At 72.4% G+C, this 15,774-nt stretch carries 14 protein-coding genes; 4 read left to right on the forward strand and 10 right to left on the reverse strand.

The window, feature by feature from the left end; genetic code table 11:
• Positions 1-27 precede the first annotated feature (27 nt).
• A complete protein-coding gene (locus tag AMIS_RS34790; RefSeq protein WP_014447160.1) occupies positions 28-546 on the forward strand; it encodes a DinB family protein in 519 nt (172 codons plus the stop codon).
• On the opposite strand, the gene AMIS_RS34795 is transcribed toward AMIS_RS34790, so the two are convergent.
• From AMIS_RS34795 to AMIS_RS34815, 4 genes are all read right to left on the reverse strand, one after another.
• On the reverse strand, positions 547-1,146 hold the full coding sequence (locus tag AMIS_RS34795) for a hypothetical protein (protein WP_157435178.1): 600 nt from the start codon (positions 1,144-1,146) through the stop codon (positions 547-549). It lies immediately after the preceding gene.
• 201 nt (positions 1,147-1,347) lie between these two features.
• Positions 1,348-1,962, reverse strand: a complete 615-nt coding sequence (locus tag AMIS_RS34805; RefSeq protein ID WP_014447163.1) for an HAD family hydrolase — start codon at positions 1,960-1,962, stop codon at positions 1,348-1,350.
• Between the two features lie 31 nt (positions 1,963-1,993).
• On the reverse strand, positions 1,994-5,599 hold the full coding sequence (gene smc, locus AMIS_RS34810; protein ID WP_014447164.1) for a chromosome segregation protein SMC: 3,606 nt from the start codon (positions 5,597-5,599) through the stop codon (positions 1,994-1,996).
• Positions 5,600-5,838: 239 nt separating this feature from the next.
• Entirely contained in the window at positions 5,839-6,033 is a 195-nt protein-coding gene (locus tag AMIS_RS34815; RefSeq protein ID WP_014447165.1) for a hypothetical protein, read from the reverse strand.
• A gap of 580 nt (positions 6,034-6,613) precedes the next feature.
• Between AMIS_RS34815 and AMIS_RS34820 the strand changes: the two genes are divergently transcribed.
• From AMIS_RS34820 to AMIS_RS34830, 3 genes are read left to right on the forward strand one after another with little or no spacing between them, the layout of a single operon-like run.
• Positions 6,614-8,131, forward strand: a complete 1,518-nt coding sequence (locus AMIS_RS34820; protein ID WP_014447166.1) for a DUF3492 domain-containing protein — start codon at positions 6,614-6,616, stop codon at positions 8,129-8,131.
• Entirely contained in the window at positions 8,128-9,603 is a 1,476-nt protein-coding gene (locus tag AMIS_RS34825) for a hypothetical protein (RefSeq protein ID WP_231859156.1), read from the forward strand. The genes AMIS_RS34820 and AMIS_RS34825 overlap by 4 nt, the downstream gene beginning before the upstream one ends.
• Positions 9,600-10,166: a spherulation-specific family 4 protein gene (locus AMIS_RS34830; RefSeq protein ID WP_014447168.1), complete on the forward strand. Its 567-nt coding sequence runs from the start codon at positions 9,600-9,602 to the stop codon at positions 10,164-10,166. Before AMIS_RS34825 ends, AMIS_RS34830 begins: the two co-directional genes overlap by 4 nt.
• A gap of 995 nt (positions 10,167-11,161) precedes the next feature.
• Here AMIS_RS34830 and mutM read toward each other — a convergent pair.
• Genes mutM through AMIS_RS34860 form a run of 6 tightly spaced genes read right to left on the reverse strand, consistent with a single transcriptional unit; the run spans position 11,162 to position 15,720 of the window.
• Positions 11,162-12,007: a bifunctional DNA-formamidopyrimidine glycosylase/DNA-(apurinic or apyrimidinic site) lyase gene (mutM, locus tag AMIS_RS34835; protein WP_014447169.1), complete on the reverse strand. Its 846-nt coding sequence runs from the start codon at positions 12,005-12,007 to the stop codon at positions 11,162-11,164.
• 13 nt (positions 12,008-12,020) lie between these two features.
• Positions 12,021-13,196, reverse strand: coding sequence for a mannosyltransferase family protein (locus tag AMIS_RS34840; RefSeq protein ID WP_231859157.1), 1,176 nt, complete (start codon positions 13,194-13,196; stop codon positions 12,021-12,023).
• Between the two features lie 8 nt (positions 13,197-13,204).
• A complete protein-coding gene (rnc, locus tag AMIS_RS34845) occupies positions 13,205-13,945 on the reverse strand; it encodes a ribonuclease III (protein WP_014447171.1) in 741 nt (246 codons plus the stop codon).
• Positions 13,938-14,882, reverse strand: coding sequence for a fatty acid synthesis plsX protein (locus AMIS_RS34850; RefSeq protein ID WP_051042617.1), 945 nt, complete (start codon positions 14,880-14,882; stop codon positions 13,938-13,940). Before AMIS_RS34850 ends, rnc begins: the two co-directional genes overlap by 8 nt.
• Positions 14,883-14,939: 57 nt before the next feature.
• Complete coding sequence (gene rpmF, locus AMIS_RS34855) at positions 14,940-15,113, reverse strand: 50S ribosomal protein L32 (protein ID WP_014447173.1); 174 nt, start codon at positions 15,111-15,113, stop codon at positions 14,940-14,942.
• Between the two features lie 4 nt (positions 15,114-15,117).
• Positions 15,118-15,720, reverse strand: a complete 603-nt coding sequence (locus AMIS_RS34860) for a YceD family protein (protein ID WP_014447174.1) — start codon at positions 15,718-15,720, stop codon at positions 15,118-15,120.
• Between the last annotated feature and the right edge of the window lie 54 nt (positions 15,721-15,774).

Below are 15,774 nucleotides of genomic sequence, written 5' to 3' on the forward strand. Positions count from 1 at the left end.
GACGGGCGTGGACCAGGATCGATCTCGATGACTACCTGGACCGCGCCCGAGGCGCAACGCGTTGACGAACCGACGACCGGCGACGAGCGGGCCATGCTGCAGGGCTGGCTGGACTGGCACCGGCAGACCCTGCTGAGCAAGTGCGCCGGCCTGACCGCCGAGCAGCTCAAGGTCGCCTCGGCCGAGCCGTCCAACCTGACCCTGCTGGGGCTGGTGCGCCACATGACGGAGGTGGAGCGCTCCTGGTTCCGCCAGCGGGCGGCCGCCCAGGACGTGCCGGACCTGTACAGCTCCCCCGACAACCCGGACGGCGACTTCGACGACGTCGCGCAGGCCGACGCCGAGGCCGACCTGGCCGCGTTCCGCGCGGAGCTGGAGCTCGCCGACGCCGCGGCGGCCGGCCTCTCGCTGGACTCCGAGTTCACCGGCCGGCGCAGCCAGATCAGTGTGCGCTGGGTCTACCTCCACATGATCGAGGAGTACGCGCGGCACAACGGTCACGCCGACCTGATCCGCGAGCGCATCGACGGCGCCACCGGGGACTGATCAGTCGAGAGCCGGGATGTTCGCCGCGCCCCGGTCGACCACGGTGAAGCTGGTGAGGCCGTCGCCCTCGCCGCTCTCCTGGACGATCGCATCGGGATCCGTCCCGCCGGCCAGCGTGAACAGCCCGGCCACCTCGACGTGCCGGCCCGAGCGGTCGGCCGCGACCGGGAACGTGAAGATCTGATCCTTCTCGCTCGCGTCGCACCCCTCGATCGCGAGCTGGAGCGGGTTGCTGCCGCCCGGCGAGCGCACCTGCAGGCAGTACGCCTCGCCGCCGGACCGCAGCGTGCCGGTCTTCAGCAGGAACTTCTCGGCGCCGGGGCGGACCGGGACGGCGACGAACAGGGACCTGTCACCGGGGGCGCCGAGCTCGACCACGCCCTTCGCACCGACGGTGAGCACTTTGTCGCCGCCCGACTCGACGGTCGCGAAGACCACCTGCCGGTTGAGGCCGGGCAGGTCACCCGGCCCTCCAGCAGGGGCCGTGGTCGCTGTCTTCGTGGCGGAGGGAGTCGCCGTGGTGGCAGCTGGAGTCGCCGTGGCCGCAGTTGACGTCGCGGCCGGAGCCGACGGCGACGCGGACGCCGGCGCGGCGGCCACGCTTCCCGGAGCCGCGGTCCCGGCTGTGGAAGCCGGGGAGGACGAGCAGGCCTGGACAGCGAGAACCAGGGCACATCCGCCGACTGAAGCGACGATCCTGCCGAGACGAGACATCGAGGTCCTTTCGAGGTGATGTGCCGCGGTGGCACCACCTCATCCTTTCCCGGACCCCTCGCGAGCCGTATCCCGGAAAGATGCCGATCACTCCGGCAGGTCGAGGACCTTCCGCAGGTACGGCACGTGCTCCGAGCCGGTCCAGCGGTACCCGGACAGGCCGGACGAGCGCGCGCCCCGGATCACCCGGTCGTCGTCGTCCACCATCAGCACGTGCCTCGGCAGCTGGCCGACCAGCACGCACGCCTCGGTGAAGAACTCCGGCGCGGGCTTGTGCACCTTCAGCTCCCACGAACTGATCACCAGGTCCACCTCGCCGGTCAGACCGAGCGCGTCGAGGTCGCCGCGCAGCCGGTCGGTGGCGTTGGTGGCGATCGCGACCGGGCGGCCCGCCGCGCGCACCTCCCGGACGAACGCCAGCGCCTCCGGGTCCACCTCACCCCGGTACGCCTGCCACTCCGCCACCGCGGCGGCCGACTCGTCGTCGCCGAGCGGCAGCCGGGTCGCGACCAGGCTCATCCACTCCGCGTCGGTGATCTCGCCGGCCATCGCGGGCCGGTAGATGTCCCACGACATCGCCGTCTCGAGCAGCGAGGCCGGCTTCAGCCCGTACTTCACCTCGACGGCGATCATCGGGGCCGGATCCCAGCGGCGCAGCACGCCGTCCAGGTCGATGAACAGGGCCCGGGCGCGATCGCGCATTGTCTTACTGCTCCTCTGCTGAAGTCAGCCTTCAGTCCGCGTTATGGGTGGCGGGTGGGGCGGTTGGATCGGGGACGAGGCGCTGGCTGATCACCTGGGTGACGCCGGCTCGCATGGTGACGCCGTACAGGGCGTCCGCGACCTCCATCGTGCGTTTCTGGTGCGTGATGATGAGCAGCTGGCTCTTCTCCCGCAACTGCCGGAAGAGCGTAATCAACCGGCCCAGGTTGACGTCGTCCAGGGCCGCCTCGACCTCGTCCATGATGTAGAAGGGCGAGGGGCGGGCCCGGAAGATCGCGCAGAGCATCGCGACAGCGGTCAGCGAGCGCTCGCCGCCGGAGAGCAGCGACAGCCGCTTGATCTTCTTCCCCGGCGGGCGGGCCTCGACCTCGACACCGGTGGTCAGCATGTCCTCCGGGTCGGTCAGCACGAGCCGGCCCTCACCACCCGGGAAGAGCACCTGGAAGACGGTCTGGAACTCGCGCGCGGTGTCCTCGAACGCCGACGCGAACACCTCGAGGATCCGGTCGTCCACGTCCTTCACGACGGTGAGCAGGTCCTTGCGGGTGGCCTTGAGGTCCTCGAGCTGGTCGGAGAGGAACTTGTAGCGCTCCTCCAGGGCCGCGAACTCCTCCAGTGCCAGCGGGTTGACCTTGCCGAGCAGGGTGAGGTCGCGTTCCGCCTTGTTGGCCCGTTTCTCCTGGGTCTGCCGGTGGAACGGCACCGGGCCGGGAGCCGGCTTGCCGTCCTTCTCGGCCTGCGCCACGTCCGCCTGGGTCGGCGGCACCAGCTGGTCCGGGCCGTACTCACTGATCAGCGTGTCGACGTCGAGTGAGAAGTCCTCGGCGGCCTTTGCCTCCAGCTGCTCGATGCGCATCCGCTGCTCGGCCCGCGCCATCTCGTCGCGGTGCACCTCGCTGGTGAGCCGCTCCAGCTCGGCGACCAGACGTTTCGCTCCTGCGCGCACCTCCTGGAGCTGCGCCTCCCGGCTGGTGCGCGCGATCGCCAGCTCGTCGCGGTGGTCGGCCGCGGCCGCGAGCGAGACCGCGACGCGTTCCAGCGCGGCGGCGGCCCCGAGCGCGACCGCCTGCGCGATCTCGGCGCCCCTGGCCCGCGCGGCACGGCGGGCCGCGGCCCGTTCCCGGGCCTGGCGTTCCGCGGTGGCCTGGCGCAACAGCGAGTCGGCCCGTCCGGCGATCGAGGAGACCCGCTCCTCGGCCGTACGCACTGCGAGCCGCACCTCCATCTCGTTCTGCCGGGCCTGCGGGACCAGCGCGGCGAGCCGGTCCCGCTCCTCGGTGGACGGCTCCTCGTCGATCGGCGTGTCCTCGGCCAGCCGGAGGCGTTCCTCCAGTTCGGCGAGGCGCATCAGGTCGGTCTCCCGGGCCGCTTCGGCCTTCTGGCGGGACGCGCCGAGCCGTTCGCTCTCCGCCTTCGCCGACCGGGCCGCCGCGCCCAGTTCGGCCAGCCGCCGGGCGGCCGCGTTCCGCTCGCCCTCGGCGGCCCGTTTCTCGGTCGCGGCCAGGTTCACCGCCTGCTTGAGCTCGGCCACCTCGGCCCGGGCCTCGCCGAGCTGCTCCTTGATTTCGGCGATGGCCTGCTCGGCGGCGGTCCGCTTGGCTTTCGCCTCGTCGACCGCGGCCTGCACCTCGATGTAGCTGGTCGCCTTCGACGAGCCACCGGCCGCCGCGTAGGCACCGAGCACGTCGCCCTCCGGCGTCACCGCCCGCAGCTCCGCGTTGCCGGCGACCAGCCGGGCCGCGGCGGCGAGGTCGGGCACCAGCACCATGTCGCGCAGCACCCGGTTGAGCGCCGGGCGGATCTGCTCGGGGCAGTCGATCACCTCGGGCGCCCAGACCGCGCCCTCCGGCAGCTCGGGGCGCAGGCTCGCGAGCGAGCCCTGCATGCCGGGCCCGGCGGAACCGGCGACCACGAGATCGGCGCGACCGGCGTCGGCGATCTTGAGCGCACGCATCGCCTCGATCGCCTCGTCCACGCCGGAGAGGGCCACCGCGTCGGCGAGCCCGCCCAGCGCCGCGGCGAGCGCGACCTCGTGTCCGGGCCGGACCGTCAGCAGTGAGGCGAGGCTGCCGAGCAGGCCGGGCACCTGACCGGCCCGGGCGAGCAGCGCTCCCGCGCCGTCCTTGCGCTTGAGGCCGAGCGCCAGCGCCTCCTCTCGGGCCTTCCAGCTGGCGGCGTCCTTCTCGGCGGCGCGTTCGGCGTCGGAGAGCTCGCGGACCACCGCGGCGGCCCGGTCGTGCGCCGCGACCGCCTCGTCGTGCCGGGCGTCCAGGCCGGCGTTGTCCCGGTCGGCCTCCGACGACTCGGCCGCGACCAGGTCCACCTCGGCCTGTGCCGCCTCGGCCCGCATCAGCGCGTCGGTGTGCGCCGCCGCGAGCCGCTCGATCTCCTCGTCCGCGCTGCTGGTCCGGGCCCGCGCCGCGTTCACGTTGCCGGCGAGCTTGGCCAGGCCCTCCCGCCGGTCGGCGATCGCCTTCGCGGCCGCGCGCAGCGCGCTCTCCGCCGCGGCCAGCTCGCGTTCCAGGTCCTGGCGGTGCTCGACCGCCTCGGCCAGGCGCATCTGGTCCTCGGTGAGCGCCTCGCGCAGTTCCTCCTCCTGCTCGCGGACCTGCTCCGCCTCGGCCTCGAGCATCTCCGGGTCACGGCCGGGACGCTCGTCGTCTCCGGTGGCGGCGAGGTGACGCAGCCGCTCGGTGGCGAGCTGCTCGGTGGAGCGGAACCGTTCCTGCAGCGCGGAGAGCCGGTACCAGGCGTCCTGCGCGGCCTGCAGCAGCGGCGCGTCCTCGGCGTGCTGCGCCTCCAGGTCGGCGAGCCACCGCTGCACCTCGCGGTTCTCCTCCTCGACCTGCCCGCGCCGCTCGCGCATCGCCGACTCGTCGGCGATCTCCTTGTCCAACGTGGTGCGCAGCGTGTACAGGTCGTCGGCGAGCAGCCGGAGCCGAGCGTCGCGCAGGTCGGCCTGGATGCCGGCCGCGCGGCGGGCCACCTCGGCCTGCTTGCCGAGCGGCTTGAGCTGGCGGCGCAGCTCGTGGGTCAGGTCACCGAGACGGTTCAGGTTGACCTGCATCGCGTCGAGCTTGCGGATCGCCTTCTCTTTGCGCTTGCGATGCTTGAGGACGCCGGCCGCCTCCTCGATGAAGGCGCGGCGGTCCTCCGGCTTGGCGTGCAGCATCGCGTCGAGCCGGCCCTGCCCGACGATGATGTGCATCTCCCGGCCGATGCCGGAGTCGCTGAGCAGCTCCTGGATGTCGAGCAGGCGGCAGGCGTTGCCGTTGATCTCGTACTCACTCGCGCCGTCCCGGAACATCCGGCGGGTGATGGAGACCTCGGTGTACTCGATCGGCAGCGCGCCGTCGTTGTTGTCGATCGTGAGCGTCACCTCGGCGCGGCCCAGCGGCGCGCGACCGGCGGTGCCGGCGAAGATGACGTCCTCCATCTTGCCGCCGCGCAGGGCCTTGGCGCCCTGCTCGCCCAGCACCCAGGCGATGGCGTCGACGACGTTGGACTTGCCGGATCCGTTCGGGCCCACGACACAGGTGATGCCCGGCTCCAGCCGCAGCGTGGTAGCGGAGGCGAAGGACTTGAAGCCCTTGACCGTCAGGCTCTTGAGGTGCACGGATCTCCGAGGGTCGGCGGTGGTCTGCTGGTGGCAGGCTACCCGCAGAGCATCGGCGGAACGGTGACACGCCGCGCCCGAGGGTCCCGCGCAACCGCGAAAGTCAGGCAAAAAGCTGCGCGCCGCCACGAATGTGGAGGCGCGCTTTTTCTTTAGTTCTTCACTTCGTGCGAACTAGCGGTGCGAGGGGATGAACGCCGGGAGGTCACCCCGCGGACTCACCGGCGGCCGGGTGGAGCTCAGGTCAGGGCGGGCTCGGTCAGCCGCGCGAAATCGTCTGCCTCCGCGGCTGCCGCCGCGAGACGATCATTTTCCGCCCGGAGGCGGGTGACCTCGAACTCCAGGGACTGCACCCTGGAACGCAGTCGGGTGACCTCGTCGAGCAGGCGCCGGTCGGGCGCCGCACCTACGTGGCCGTAGAGGGCCTTCGCCATCGTGACTCCTTGTGACGCGCTGCGTCTCGTTGTGATGCGTTGCCGGAAAGGCCGGCCAACGTGCGCCCAGTACGGTGCACTGCACCAGCGATCACGGGCACGCGTGAACGCAGAACCCTGTCAGGTGATCAACAGAGTTCTTAAGGTGCGGAAGCTCATGCCACGAACGGATCGGGGCGTGAGTGGGCGCGACTGGCGACACCTCCATAGTCCGCCGATACCCATGCTCCGTCAAGCCGAGGCATTCGTGGTGGCGCGCTTCTTCTCAGTGAATCACGCCACCAACACGGTTTAGCTGCGGTTATGCGCCTTCTGCCAGTTTCGTGAAGCGGCCCGCATCCCGAGAGGAAGCCGGGACCGCCCCGACCTGGCGTCAGTGTCGACACCACCCATCGGCAGCGGCCGCGCCCACCTGAGACCCCGCCCGGGGCGCTTTTCCGGCCGGATCGGCGTCGCATCAATGCCCCTTCCGGGCAAAAACGGGCAAAGACGGCGTACATATGTGTGCAAAAGGGTCGTAATTGTGTCGCCTAGGCGACAGGCTCCAGTGACTTCGGCGGGCTGCGTCGTTGCCCCCACCGTGAATCCAACCCCGTCGCGCGAGCGCATCTGTCTGCTCACCGGCGGCGGGTACCCGTACCGGCGGGACGCCCTCGGAGGGTGGTGCCGGACCCTCGTGGAGGGCCTGCGCCGGTTCCGCTTCGAGCTGCTGACCGTCACGGACCGTGAACTCCCGTCCGCGCCGGCGTACCCGCTCCCGTTCAATGTCGGCTCGTCGCACGCCGTCGCGCTGGGCCGTGAGACTGCCCGCGCCGGACGCCGCCGCCCCCGTGCGCCGGAGGAGGCCGGTGAAGCGGCGGCGCTGCTCTGCCGCGGGCTGCTGAGCGTGGACGGACACGGCGCCGGGGAGTTCGGTGACGGTCTGCGCCGGCTCGCCGGGCTGACCGGGCGGCCCGACCCGCTCGCCGGGGTCCCGTTCACCGACGCCCTGATCGAGGCGTGGCGCGAGCGGCAGGCCGGAACCGGCTCGGACACCACCCCGCTCCCCCGGCTCAGCGTGCGGGACGCGCGCACCGCCGCCACCCTGCTGCGGCACGCCCTGCGAGCGCTCGCCGTGGAACTCCCCGACGCCGAGCTCGTGCACTGCGTCGGCGGGACCACGCCCCTGCTCGCCGCCCTGGCCGGCCGGTGGCGCACCGGCGTTCCGCTGCTGCTCACCGAGGCCCGCGCGCCGGTGCCCCGGCAACGGCCCGCCGAGGACCGGCTCTCGCCCGCCGTGCGGACCGTGCTGCGGCGGTTCCGGGCCGGGGTGGCACGCGCCGGATACGCCGAGGCGGAGCTGATCGCGCCGTTGAGCACGTACCACCACGGGTGGGCGCTGGAGCACGGCGCGCTGCCGGCACGGCTGGTGCAGGTGCCCGCCGGCGTCGATCCGCGCGACTACCCCGGAGCGGTCGAGCTCAGTGCGGCGCCGGCCGTCGTCTGGGCCGGCAGCGGCGGGCCGGACAGCGGGCTCACGCTCGTGCTGGACGCGTTCATCGAGGTGGCGGCCGCCGTGCCGGGGACCGTGCTGCACCTGGTCGGGGTCACCGCGGCTCACGAGGAACACTGCGCGCAGCGGATCGAGCGCGCCGGGCTGGGCCGCACCGTACGGCTGCATCCGCTGCCCGCCGACCCCCGGGACCGGTACACGGCCGGGCACGTCGTCGCCCATGTGCCGGGACCGGCCGATCCGCCGTACCGGCTGGTGGAGGCCATGATGTCGGGCCGGGCCGTGGTCGGTGTGGACGTCGGGCCGGCCGGCGAGACCCTCGGCACGACCGGGCTGCTGGTGCCGCCGGACGAACCGTCCGAACTGGCCATCGCCATCGTCGGGCTGCTCCGCGACCCGGCCCGCCGCCGCACGCTCGGCGACGCGGCACGGCAGCGGGCGATGAGCCACTTCACCGTCGACCGGGTCGTGCGCGTCTACGGCGCGCTCTACACCGATCTCGCCGCGCCACCGCCGGCGCCGGCCTTCGAACTCGCGCTCGCCGTCCCGGCGCCGCGGACCACGACGCCGGCCACGGTGCGCTGGCTGACCGGAGAGAACCGATGACCATCACGCCTTCACGCGGCGTACCCGCGACGCAGACCCGGTCGGCACGGAACCGGGCCCGCCGGCGGGCGGCCGGCGGGGATCCCCGGCACGCGTTCGACGAGCTGGCACCACCCCGGAGGCGGGCCGGTGGCCGCCACTCGGCCGAGCCGGCGCCGCCGGTCCCGGCCGGTGTGGACCCGACCGGCGGTGGTGCCGCGGTCGTCGCTCTGCCGGCCGCCACGGGACGGGGTGGATCACCGTCCGGGGAGGGCGAGCGCGCCGACCCGTACCCGAGGAGAAGCAGGCGCCGCGCCCGCCGCGGCTTTCTCGGCGGCGCGCTGGTGCGCTGCTGCCTCTATCTGGGACCGCTCAGCGTCGCCGTGGCCGCCGCGCCGTCGCTGAGCGTGGTCGCGTGGCAGGTGCCGGCCGTGATGCTGCTGCTCGGCTGGAGCGCGGCACAGGGTCTGACCAGCATGGGCGTTGTCGCGGCCCGGCGGAACGGCCCGGAGGCGGCGGCCCGGCTCGTCGGATCCGGGTTCGCCGCGGTGACGGGCCTGTGGTGCGCCCTCGTCTGGATCGCGCCGGACTCGCTGCTCGGACCGAGCCGCGGGCTCGCCGCCGCCGTCGGCGCCCTCGGGCTGATCACCCTCGGCAGCGTGACGTGTGCGCTGGTCAGCCGCTCCGAGGGAGTGATCTCCCTGTGGTTCGTGCCGTGCTGGCTGCTCGCCCTTTTCACCACCGCGGGCAATGCCGGCGTCCCCTGGGCCGCCACGCCCGTCGACGCGCTGCTGCCCGCCGCGATCGTGGCGGTGGCGGTGCGCGCGTTCCGGCCGGCCGTGCTCGCCCGCCCCGGACCCGGTCGGCTGACCGGATCGGATCGCCGGCGCGGGCTGTCCTACGTGGTCATCGGGGCGTCGCAGGCAGTCTGCGTGATGCTGCTCTGGCGTACCGGTCCGGCCGTCACCCCGCTGCCCGCGGCGCTGCCTCTGCTGATCGCCGTACCGGTGCTGGAGACCCTGATCAGCTGGCACACCTACCGGATCGAGGCCGCGCTCGACTCCGCCTCCGACTCCGCGGAGTTCGGCCGGCACCTCCGCAACGTCACCGCGATCACGCTGGCCGGTCTCCTGCCGCCGCTCGCCGCCGGCGCCGGGCTCGCGGTCGCCGCCTACCGGCTCCCCGAACTCCGGGACGGCGTGCTCGCCCTGGCCGCGGGAACCCTGCTGGGCGGGGTGTTCGCCGTGACGTTCCTGCTGGCGGCGCGCTGCCGCACCGGCATCGCCGCCAGCCTCGCCGCCGTGCCACCGCTGGCCGCCGCGATCATCGCCCTCGCTCCGGACTCGCCGGCGCCCGCATCCCTGGCGCTCTCATCTCTGATGCCCGCATCCGCCGGCCCGTTGCCGGCCGCCGTCGCCGTGCTCGCAGCGGCGCACCTGGCCGGCCTGCTCATCGTCGCCCTGACCGCTGCCGATCTACGGAGGACGCCGTGAAGACACTGTTCCCCCCTTACGCCCACCCGTCCCCCTCGCTCGAACTGGACGCCGACACCTGGATCGTCCGCGAGCACCCCGGCGACCGCCGGACCCTGCACCAGTCGCTCGGCCGCATCGACCTGGACTGGGGCAGCCGCTCCCTGGCCGACGTGCTGACCGATGTGGATGCCTGGCGCGCGGACGGGGTGGAGGGGTTGTTCCTCGATCGCGCGCCGGCCGGGTCGGGCGGGGTGGGGCCGGTAGCGTTGACGGTCAGGTTGGCGGCGCGGCGCGGGTTGCATCGGGTGGTGCTGAATCCGGGCGTGCCGACCCACCCCCTTTATCGGGATTTAGGCGTACGAATCTGCTCGTTCGAGGGGCCGTGGGACGCGTACCAGAACTGGGACGGCGATGGGAGCCGCCCCGGGGACGGCCACATCGTGCACGGCGTCCCACCCGAGCTGCTCACCGCCGCCCGTCGGTTGATGGGACGCCGCGGGGCGGGGTTCGGCCTGGCCACGGACCTCAGCCCCCGTCGCAGCGTGGCGACGTCCGGGCGTGGGGCGCACGCGGCCGAGTGAGTGTTTCTCTTCCTCGGGGTACGCACTGAGCAGTCCCCACCCGCAGCCGATCCCGTCACCCGGTCTTCCGGGCGACTGACGTCCGCCGGGCCGGCGCTTCCCGCCGCCGGCCCCGGCGCCCCCTCCCGGCCGGGGTCACCGCAATGCCACTCACCTTAAGTTGATCACTCTGTTGACGTGCTGCTCCGGTTGCCCGGGTGGAGCGCCGCCGACCGCCGCACCGACCGGCCGCGCCGCATTGGCGGGGCCTGGCCCGAGACGTCCCGGCGTGGTCACGTCCGCTGGCATGGACGAGGTCACACACAACGCCACCGCCGCATGGACGAGGTCCCACCCAACGCCACCGCCGCATGGACGAGGTCCCACCCAACGCCACCGCCGCATGGACGAGGTCCCACCCAACGCCGGCGCCGCGGGGATCAGGTCACACGCAAGGCCCGTGCCACAGGGATCCGGTCACACGCAACGCTTATGTGGCGATCCATCAACGCCAGGGCCGGGATGGAAGCACACGAACCGTTTCCGTGCGACCTCATCGCGGCCGGCGCGAACGTCGGCGCGCCGCCGCCCCGCGACAGAGCCGCATCGTGAGCCGCCACCCACCCACGAGCCCACCGTGAGCCGCCCTGCCGTTCACCACCCGAACGGGAGATCAACGTGAGCCCGAGTGGCATCACGCGCACGCCAGCCGTAGCCGGCGCAGGTCTCGCGGCCGTTTTTGCCTGCGCGCACTACGGCTCGCGCACGCCGGCCGTAGCCGGCGCAGGCTTCCCGGCCGTTTTACCTGCGCGCACTACGGCTCGCGCACGCCGGCCGTAGCCGGCGCAGGCTTCCCGGCCGTTTTACCTGCGCGCACTACGGCTCGCGAGCGCCCCCACGCCACTTCGCTTGAGTTGATCTCGGCTTCGGCCGGGTGCGGCGATCGGCAGGGGGCGGATCTTGGTCGGCGAGCGGAGTCCCGGATCGTCCAGCGGCGGGTCGTCAGCGGCGGGCTGTCAGCGGCGGGGGCGGGGCTGGCAGCGGGGGCAGCTGAACGAGGAGCGGTTCATGAACTGCTCCCGCCGGATGATGGCGCCGCACCGCGGGCACGGCTCGTTCTCCCGGCCGTAGGCGTTCAGCGAGCGGTCGAAATAGCCGCTCTCGCCGTTCACGTTGACGTACAGCTCGTCGAAGCTGGTGCCGCCCGCCACGATCGCCTCGGACAGCACGTCGCGCACGTGGGCCAGCAGGCGTTTCGCGGCCGGGCGGGTGATCTGGTCGGTGGGGCGGGCGCCGTGCAGCTTGGCCCGCCACAGTGCCTCGTCGGCGTAGATGTTGCCGACACCGGAGATCAGGGTCTGGTCGAGAAGGGCTCGTTTGATCTCGGTGTGGCGGCCGCGCAGGCGGGCCACGAAGGCCTCGTCGTCGAAGAGCGGGTCCATCGGGTCACGGGCGATGTGGGAGATCTCGCCGGGCAGCTCGGCGCCGCCTTCGGAGACCGAGAGGCCGCCGAACGTACGCTGATCGACGAAACGCAGCTGGGGGCCGCCGTCGGTGAAGGTGAAGCGGACCCGCAGGTGTTTCTCGTCGGGTGCCTCGGCGGGCTGCATCAGCAGCTGGCCGCTCATGCCGAGGTGGGCGATGACCGCGTCGCCGGAGTCCAGCGGCAGCCAGAGGTATTTGCCCCTCCGGGAGATGTCCAGGATGGTGCGACCGGCCAGGACCGCGGAGAAGTGGGCGTCGCCGGGCAGGTGCCGGCGGATGGCACGCGGGTGGTGCACCTCGGCGGCGGCGATCGTGCGGCCGGCCACCCACTTGGACAGGCCCTGGCGGACGGTCTCGACCTCGGGGAGCTCAGGCACGTGGAGAACCTTTCTACAACGTGTACGGCCAGACGGTGACCAGATAGGCGCCGTACCAGAGTCCGAACACCGCCCACGCCGTGATCGACAGGATCGCGACCCGGGGACGGGCCCGTGAGGCGGCGACCGCGGCCGGCAGCAGCGTCAACAGTACGGGCAGCAGCAGGCGCGGCTTGGAGTGGTAGAAGCCGGCCTGGCCGTACACCAGGATCATCGCCACCACTCCGTAAACCGCGAGGGGCAGCCACGGCTTCCCGGACAGCGCGACCCCGGCGGCGGCCAGCGCGGCCAGGAGGATCAGCGCCACGCTCATCGGGATCCAGCCGTCACCCGTACGCAGGGTGGTCTTGAGAAATGCGAAGGTGCTGGAACCGTAGTCGAACGTGGTGCCCCAGCCCGCAGTCTGAATCTTGAACCAGGCGTCGAGGTCGCCGACCCGCCACGCCACCCAGCCGATGTAGAGCGGCACGCCGGCGAGGGCGGCCGCCGCCGCGGCGAGCGGTTCCCAGGCGAACCGGCTCTCGGCCTTGCGAATCTCCCTGACGGCGATCACCGCGGCCACCGCGAGCGCCAGCGCGGCCGCCGCACCGGTCGGGCGGCTCAGCGCGGTGAGCAGGCCGAGCAGGCCGGCCGCCCACCAGACCCGCCGATGCGCGGCCACCAGCATCCCGGCGACCAGGGCGAGAAAGATGCTTTCCGAGTACGCCATGGAGAGCACCACCGAAGCGGGCGCCGAGCAGCAGATCGCCACCAGGGCCCAGCCGGCCCGTTTCCCGTAGAGGCTGGTGCCGAGCAGGTGCAGGGCGACCGCCGCCCCGATCGACGCGAGCCACGCGACGAGGATCGCCGCGGTCGACGCGGGCAGGCCGATCGCGGCCCCGAGCCGGATCAGGATCGGGTAGACCGGGAAGAACGCCAGCTCGTTGCCCTGCAGCACGCCGTTCGCGTCGTAGGTGTACCCGTGCGGGTACCCGTCCATCGCGACCCGCAGGAACCAGCCGCCGTCCCAGACGAGCAGCCGGTCCCAGACGCTGCGTGGCTCGGCGGTCGCCCCGCCCAGCCACCAGATCATGAGAAGTTGGCCGGCCCGGGTGAGCGCGAGGATGCCGATCGCGGTCCCGACACCCTGCGCAGCGCCCGCTTTGTCCCAGAGGCGCTCTTTATGCGCCACCATGGTCTCCGTCTCCACGCCCGGGATCATGGCACGTCCGGCACCGATTCCTCAGCCTCCGCACGGTCCGTCAGGGTTCGCCAGGCCGCCGCGGCGGCCCGTTGCTCGGCCTGCTTCTTGCTGCGGCCCTCGGAGCCGCCGTAGCGCTCACCGGCCACCACCACCCAGGCGGTGAACGTCTTCGCGTGGTCCGGGCCGGAGTCCTCGATCTCGTAGTCCGGCACGCCCAGGCCGAGAGCGGCGGTGAGTTCCTGCAGGCTGGTCTTCCAGTCCAGGGCCGCGCCCCGGCTCGCCGACTCGAGCATCAGCGGGTCGAAGAGCCGGTGGATCACCTCGCCGGCGACCTCCAGCCCGTGCTCCAGGTAGATCGCGCCGAGCAACGCTTCCAGGGTGTCGGCGAGGATGCTCGCCTTGTCCCGTCCCCCGGTGGTCTCCTCGCCCTTGCCGAGCAGCAGGTGCGGCCCGAGGCCCAGCGGTCCCAGGCCACGCGCCACGTCGGCGAGCGCGTGCATGTTGACCACGCTGGCCCGGAGCTTGGCGAGCTGCCCCTCGGGCAGGTCCGGGTGGTTGTGGAAGAGCGCCGACGTGATCACCACGCCGAGCACCGAGTCGCCGAGGAACTCCAGCCGCTCGTTGGTGGGCAGACCACCGTTCTCGTACGCGTACGAGCGGTGGGTCAGCGCGCGTTCCAGAAGCTCCGGCTTGAAGGGAATGCCGAACGCCTCCTCCAGCGGCTCGGTGGACGGACGGCGACGCTTGTCAATCATGCGATACCTCGCTGTATCTGAGCAGATCGGCGATGGCCGCGACCGAGGCGCGGCGATGCAGGTCCGCCGCGTGGGCGATGCCCGCGGCGAGATCGGAACCGGAGGCCGCGCCGTGGCAGACCACGACGGTGCCACCCACCCCCAGGAGCACGGCGGCCCGCGGGGGCATCTCCTGGGAGATCAACGGTGGCCCGGCCAGCGCGTAACCGGTCTCCAAGCCTTTGAGCAGGATGTTTCCGGTGAAACCGTCGGTCACCACGACGTCCGCGGCCGCACCGAGGACGACGTCGCCGCCCTCGACCAGCCCGGCGTAGCTCGCACCGGCGGGCAGGGGCCGGGCGGCCAGCAGCGGAGGGAGGGCACGGCGCAGGCGATCGCCCTTGCCGGGCTCGGTGCCGATGGTGAGCAGGCCGACGCGGGGGTTTTTCACGTCGAGAACCGCTGATGCGTACGCGGCGCCGAGGCCCGCGTGCACCAGCAGGGTCTCCTCGTCCGGGTCGACGGACGAGCCGACGTCGAGGAGGACGATCCGGCCGGCAGCCGTGGGCAGCACCGCGGCGAGGGCCGGTCGGCGCACACCGGGCCAGCGGCCCAGTTCCCGGGCCGCGGAGAGAACCGTGGCGCCGGTGTCACCGGCCGAGACCAGAGCGTCGGCGCGCCCCTGGGCGACCGCGCGGGCCGCGCCCCGGGCGGTGCCGGACGTGGTGATTGTGGTGCTGATGCGCTGCCGATCCGCGGGATCGAGGGCAGCGAGGATCGCGTCGGCGGCTTCAGCCGGGCCGACGAGGGTCAGGTGCAGGGCGGGATCGGCCTGAGCGGCACGCAGAGCGCCGTCAACCACGACGGCGGGAGCTTGGTCCCCGCCGAGGAGGTCGACGGCGATCCGCGCGGTGCCCGGCTCCCCGACAGTCCGCTGTCCGGGAGCCGTTGCACCGATGGTTCGCCATCGCTCCGGTGCGACCCGCCCGATGATCGGGCGTGTCACGCGACGACGTCAGACCTCGAGGACCTGACGGCCGTTGTAGGTGCCGCAGACCGAGCAGGCGGTGTGCGGAAGCTTCGGCGACTTGCACTGGGGGCACGCCGCGGTGACGACCGCGGTGGCCTTCCAGTTGGCCCGGCGCGAGCGGGTGTTGCTGCGCGACATCTTGCGCTTGGGGACGGCCACGGTACTACTCCTTAGAATATTGCTCTTGCTGCGGCGCAGCCGCCTCAGGCGACTCAGCTGTCAGGTTGCGCAAAGCGGCCCAGCGGGGATCGACGTCCTCGTGGCTGTGATCGGCCGGAAGGTCGTCGAAGTGCACCCCGCACTCGGGGCACAACCCTGGGCAGTCCGGCCGGCAGAGCGGGTTGGTCGGCAGGGTCAGCACGATCGCGTCCCTAATCGCCGGCTCCAAGTCGAGCAGGTCGCCCTGCATCCGCCCCACCTCGTCGTCGTCGGTGGTCTCCTCGGTGGTGCTGTCCTCGTAGGCGAACAGCTCCGCGATGGAGACCTCGAACGACGTGCCGATCTCGTTGAGGCACCGCCCGCACTCGCCCGAGAGCGAGCCACGAACGGCGCCGCTGATGTAGACCCCCTCGGAGACCGACGTCATGCTCAGATCGAGCTCGAGGTCGGAACCCTCGGGGACCGAGATCAGCTCCAGACCGAGGTCCGCCGGCGCCGGCACCACCCGACTCAGGGCACGCGTCGCACCAGGCTGCCGGGGAAGTTTCGTCGTGTCGACGACAAGCGGCTGCCTGGGATCCAGGTGACTCTGCGGTGACTTGGGCATCGTGATTCCTCAGCCATAGGTAGGCCGACCGAAAACATTACCTGAGCTTGGTTG

Source organism: Actinoplanes missouriensis 431 (assembly GCF_000284295.1).
Taxonomy (GTDB): Bacteria; Actinomycetota; Actinomycetes; order Mycobacteriales; family Micromonosporaceae; genus Actinoplanes; species Actinoplanes missouriensis.

Excerpts from the sequence above, each read along its gene's own strand:
- AMIS_RS34790 (WP_014447160.1), top strand. The coding sequence starts at position 28 with ATGACTACCTGGACCGCGCCCGAGGCGCAACGCGTTGACGAACCGACG.
- AMIS_RS34805 (WP_014447163.1), bottom strand. The coding sequence starts at position 1,962 with ATGCGCGATCGCGCCCGGGCCCTGTTCATCGACCTGGACGGCGTGCTG.
- AMIS_RS34815 (WP_014447165.1), bottom strand. The coding sequence starts at position 6,033 with ATGGCGAAGGCCCTCTACGGCCACGTAGGTGCGGCGCCCGACCGGCGC.
- AMIS_RS34825 (WP_231859156.1), top strand. The coding sequence starts at position 8,128 with ATGACCATCACGCCTTCACGCGGCGTACCCGCGACGCAGACCCGGTCG.
- rnc (WP_014447171.1), bottom strand. The coding sequence starts at position 13,945 with ATGATTGACAAGCGTCGCCGTCCGTCCACCGAGCCGCTGGAGGAGGCG.
- AMIS_RS34860 (WP_014447174.1), bottom strand. The coding sequence starts at position 15,720 with ATGCCCAAGTCACCGCAGAGTCACCTGGATCCCAGGCAGCCGCTTGTC.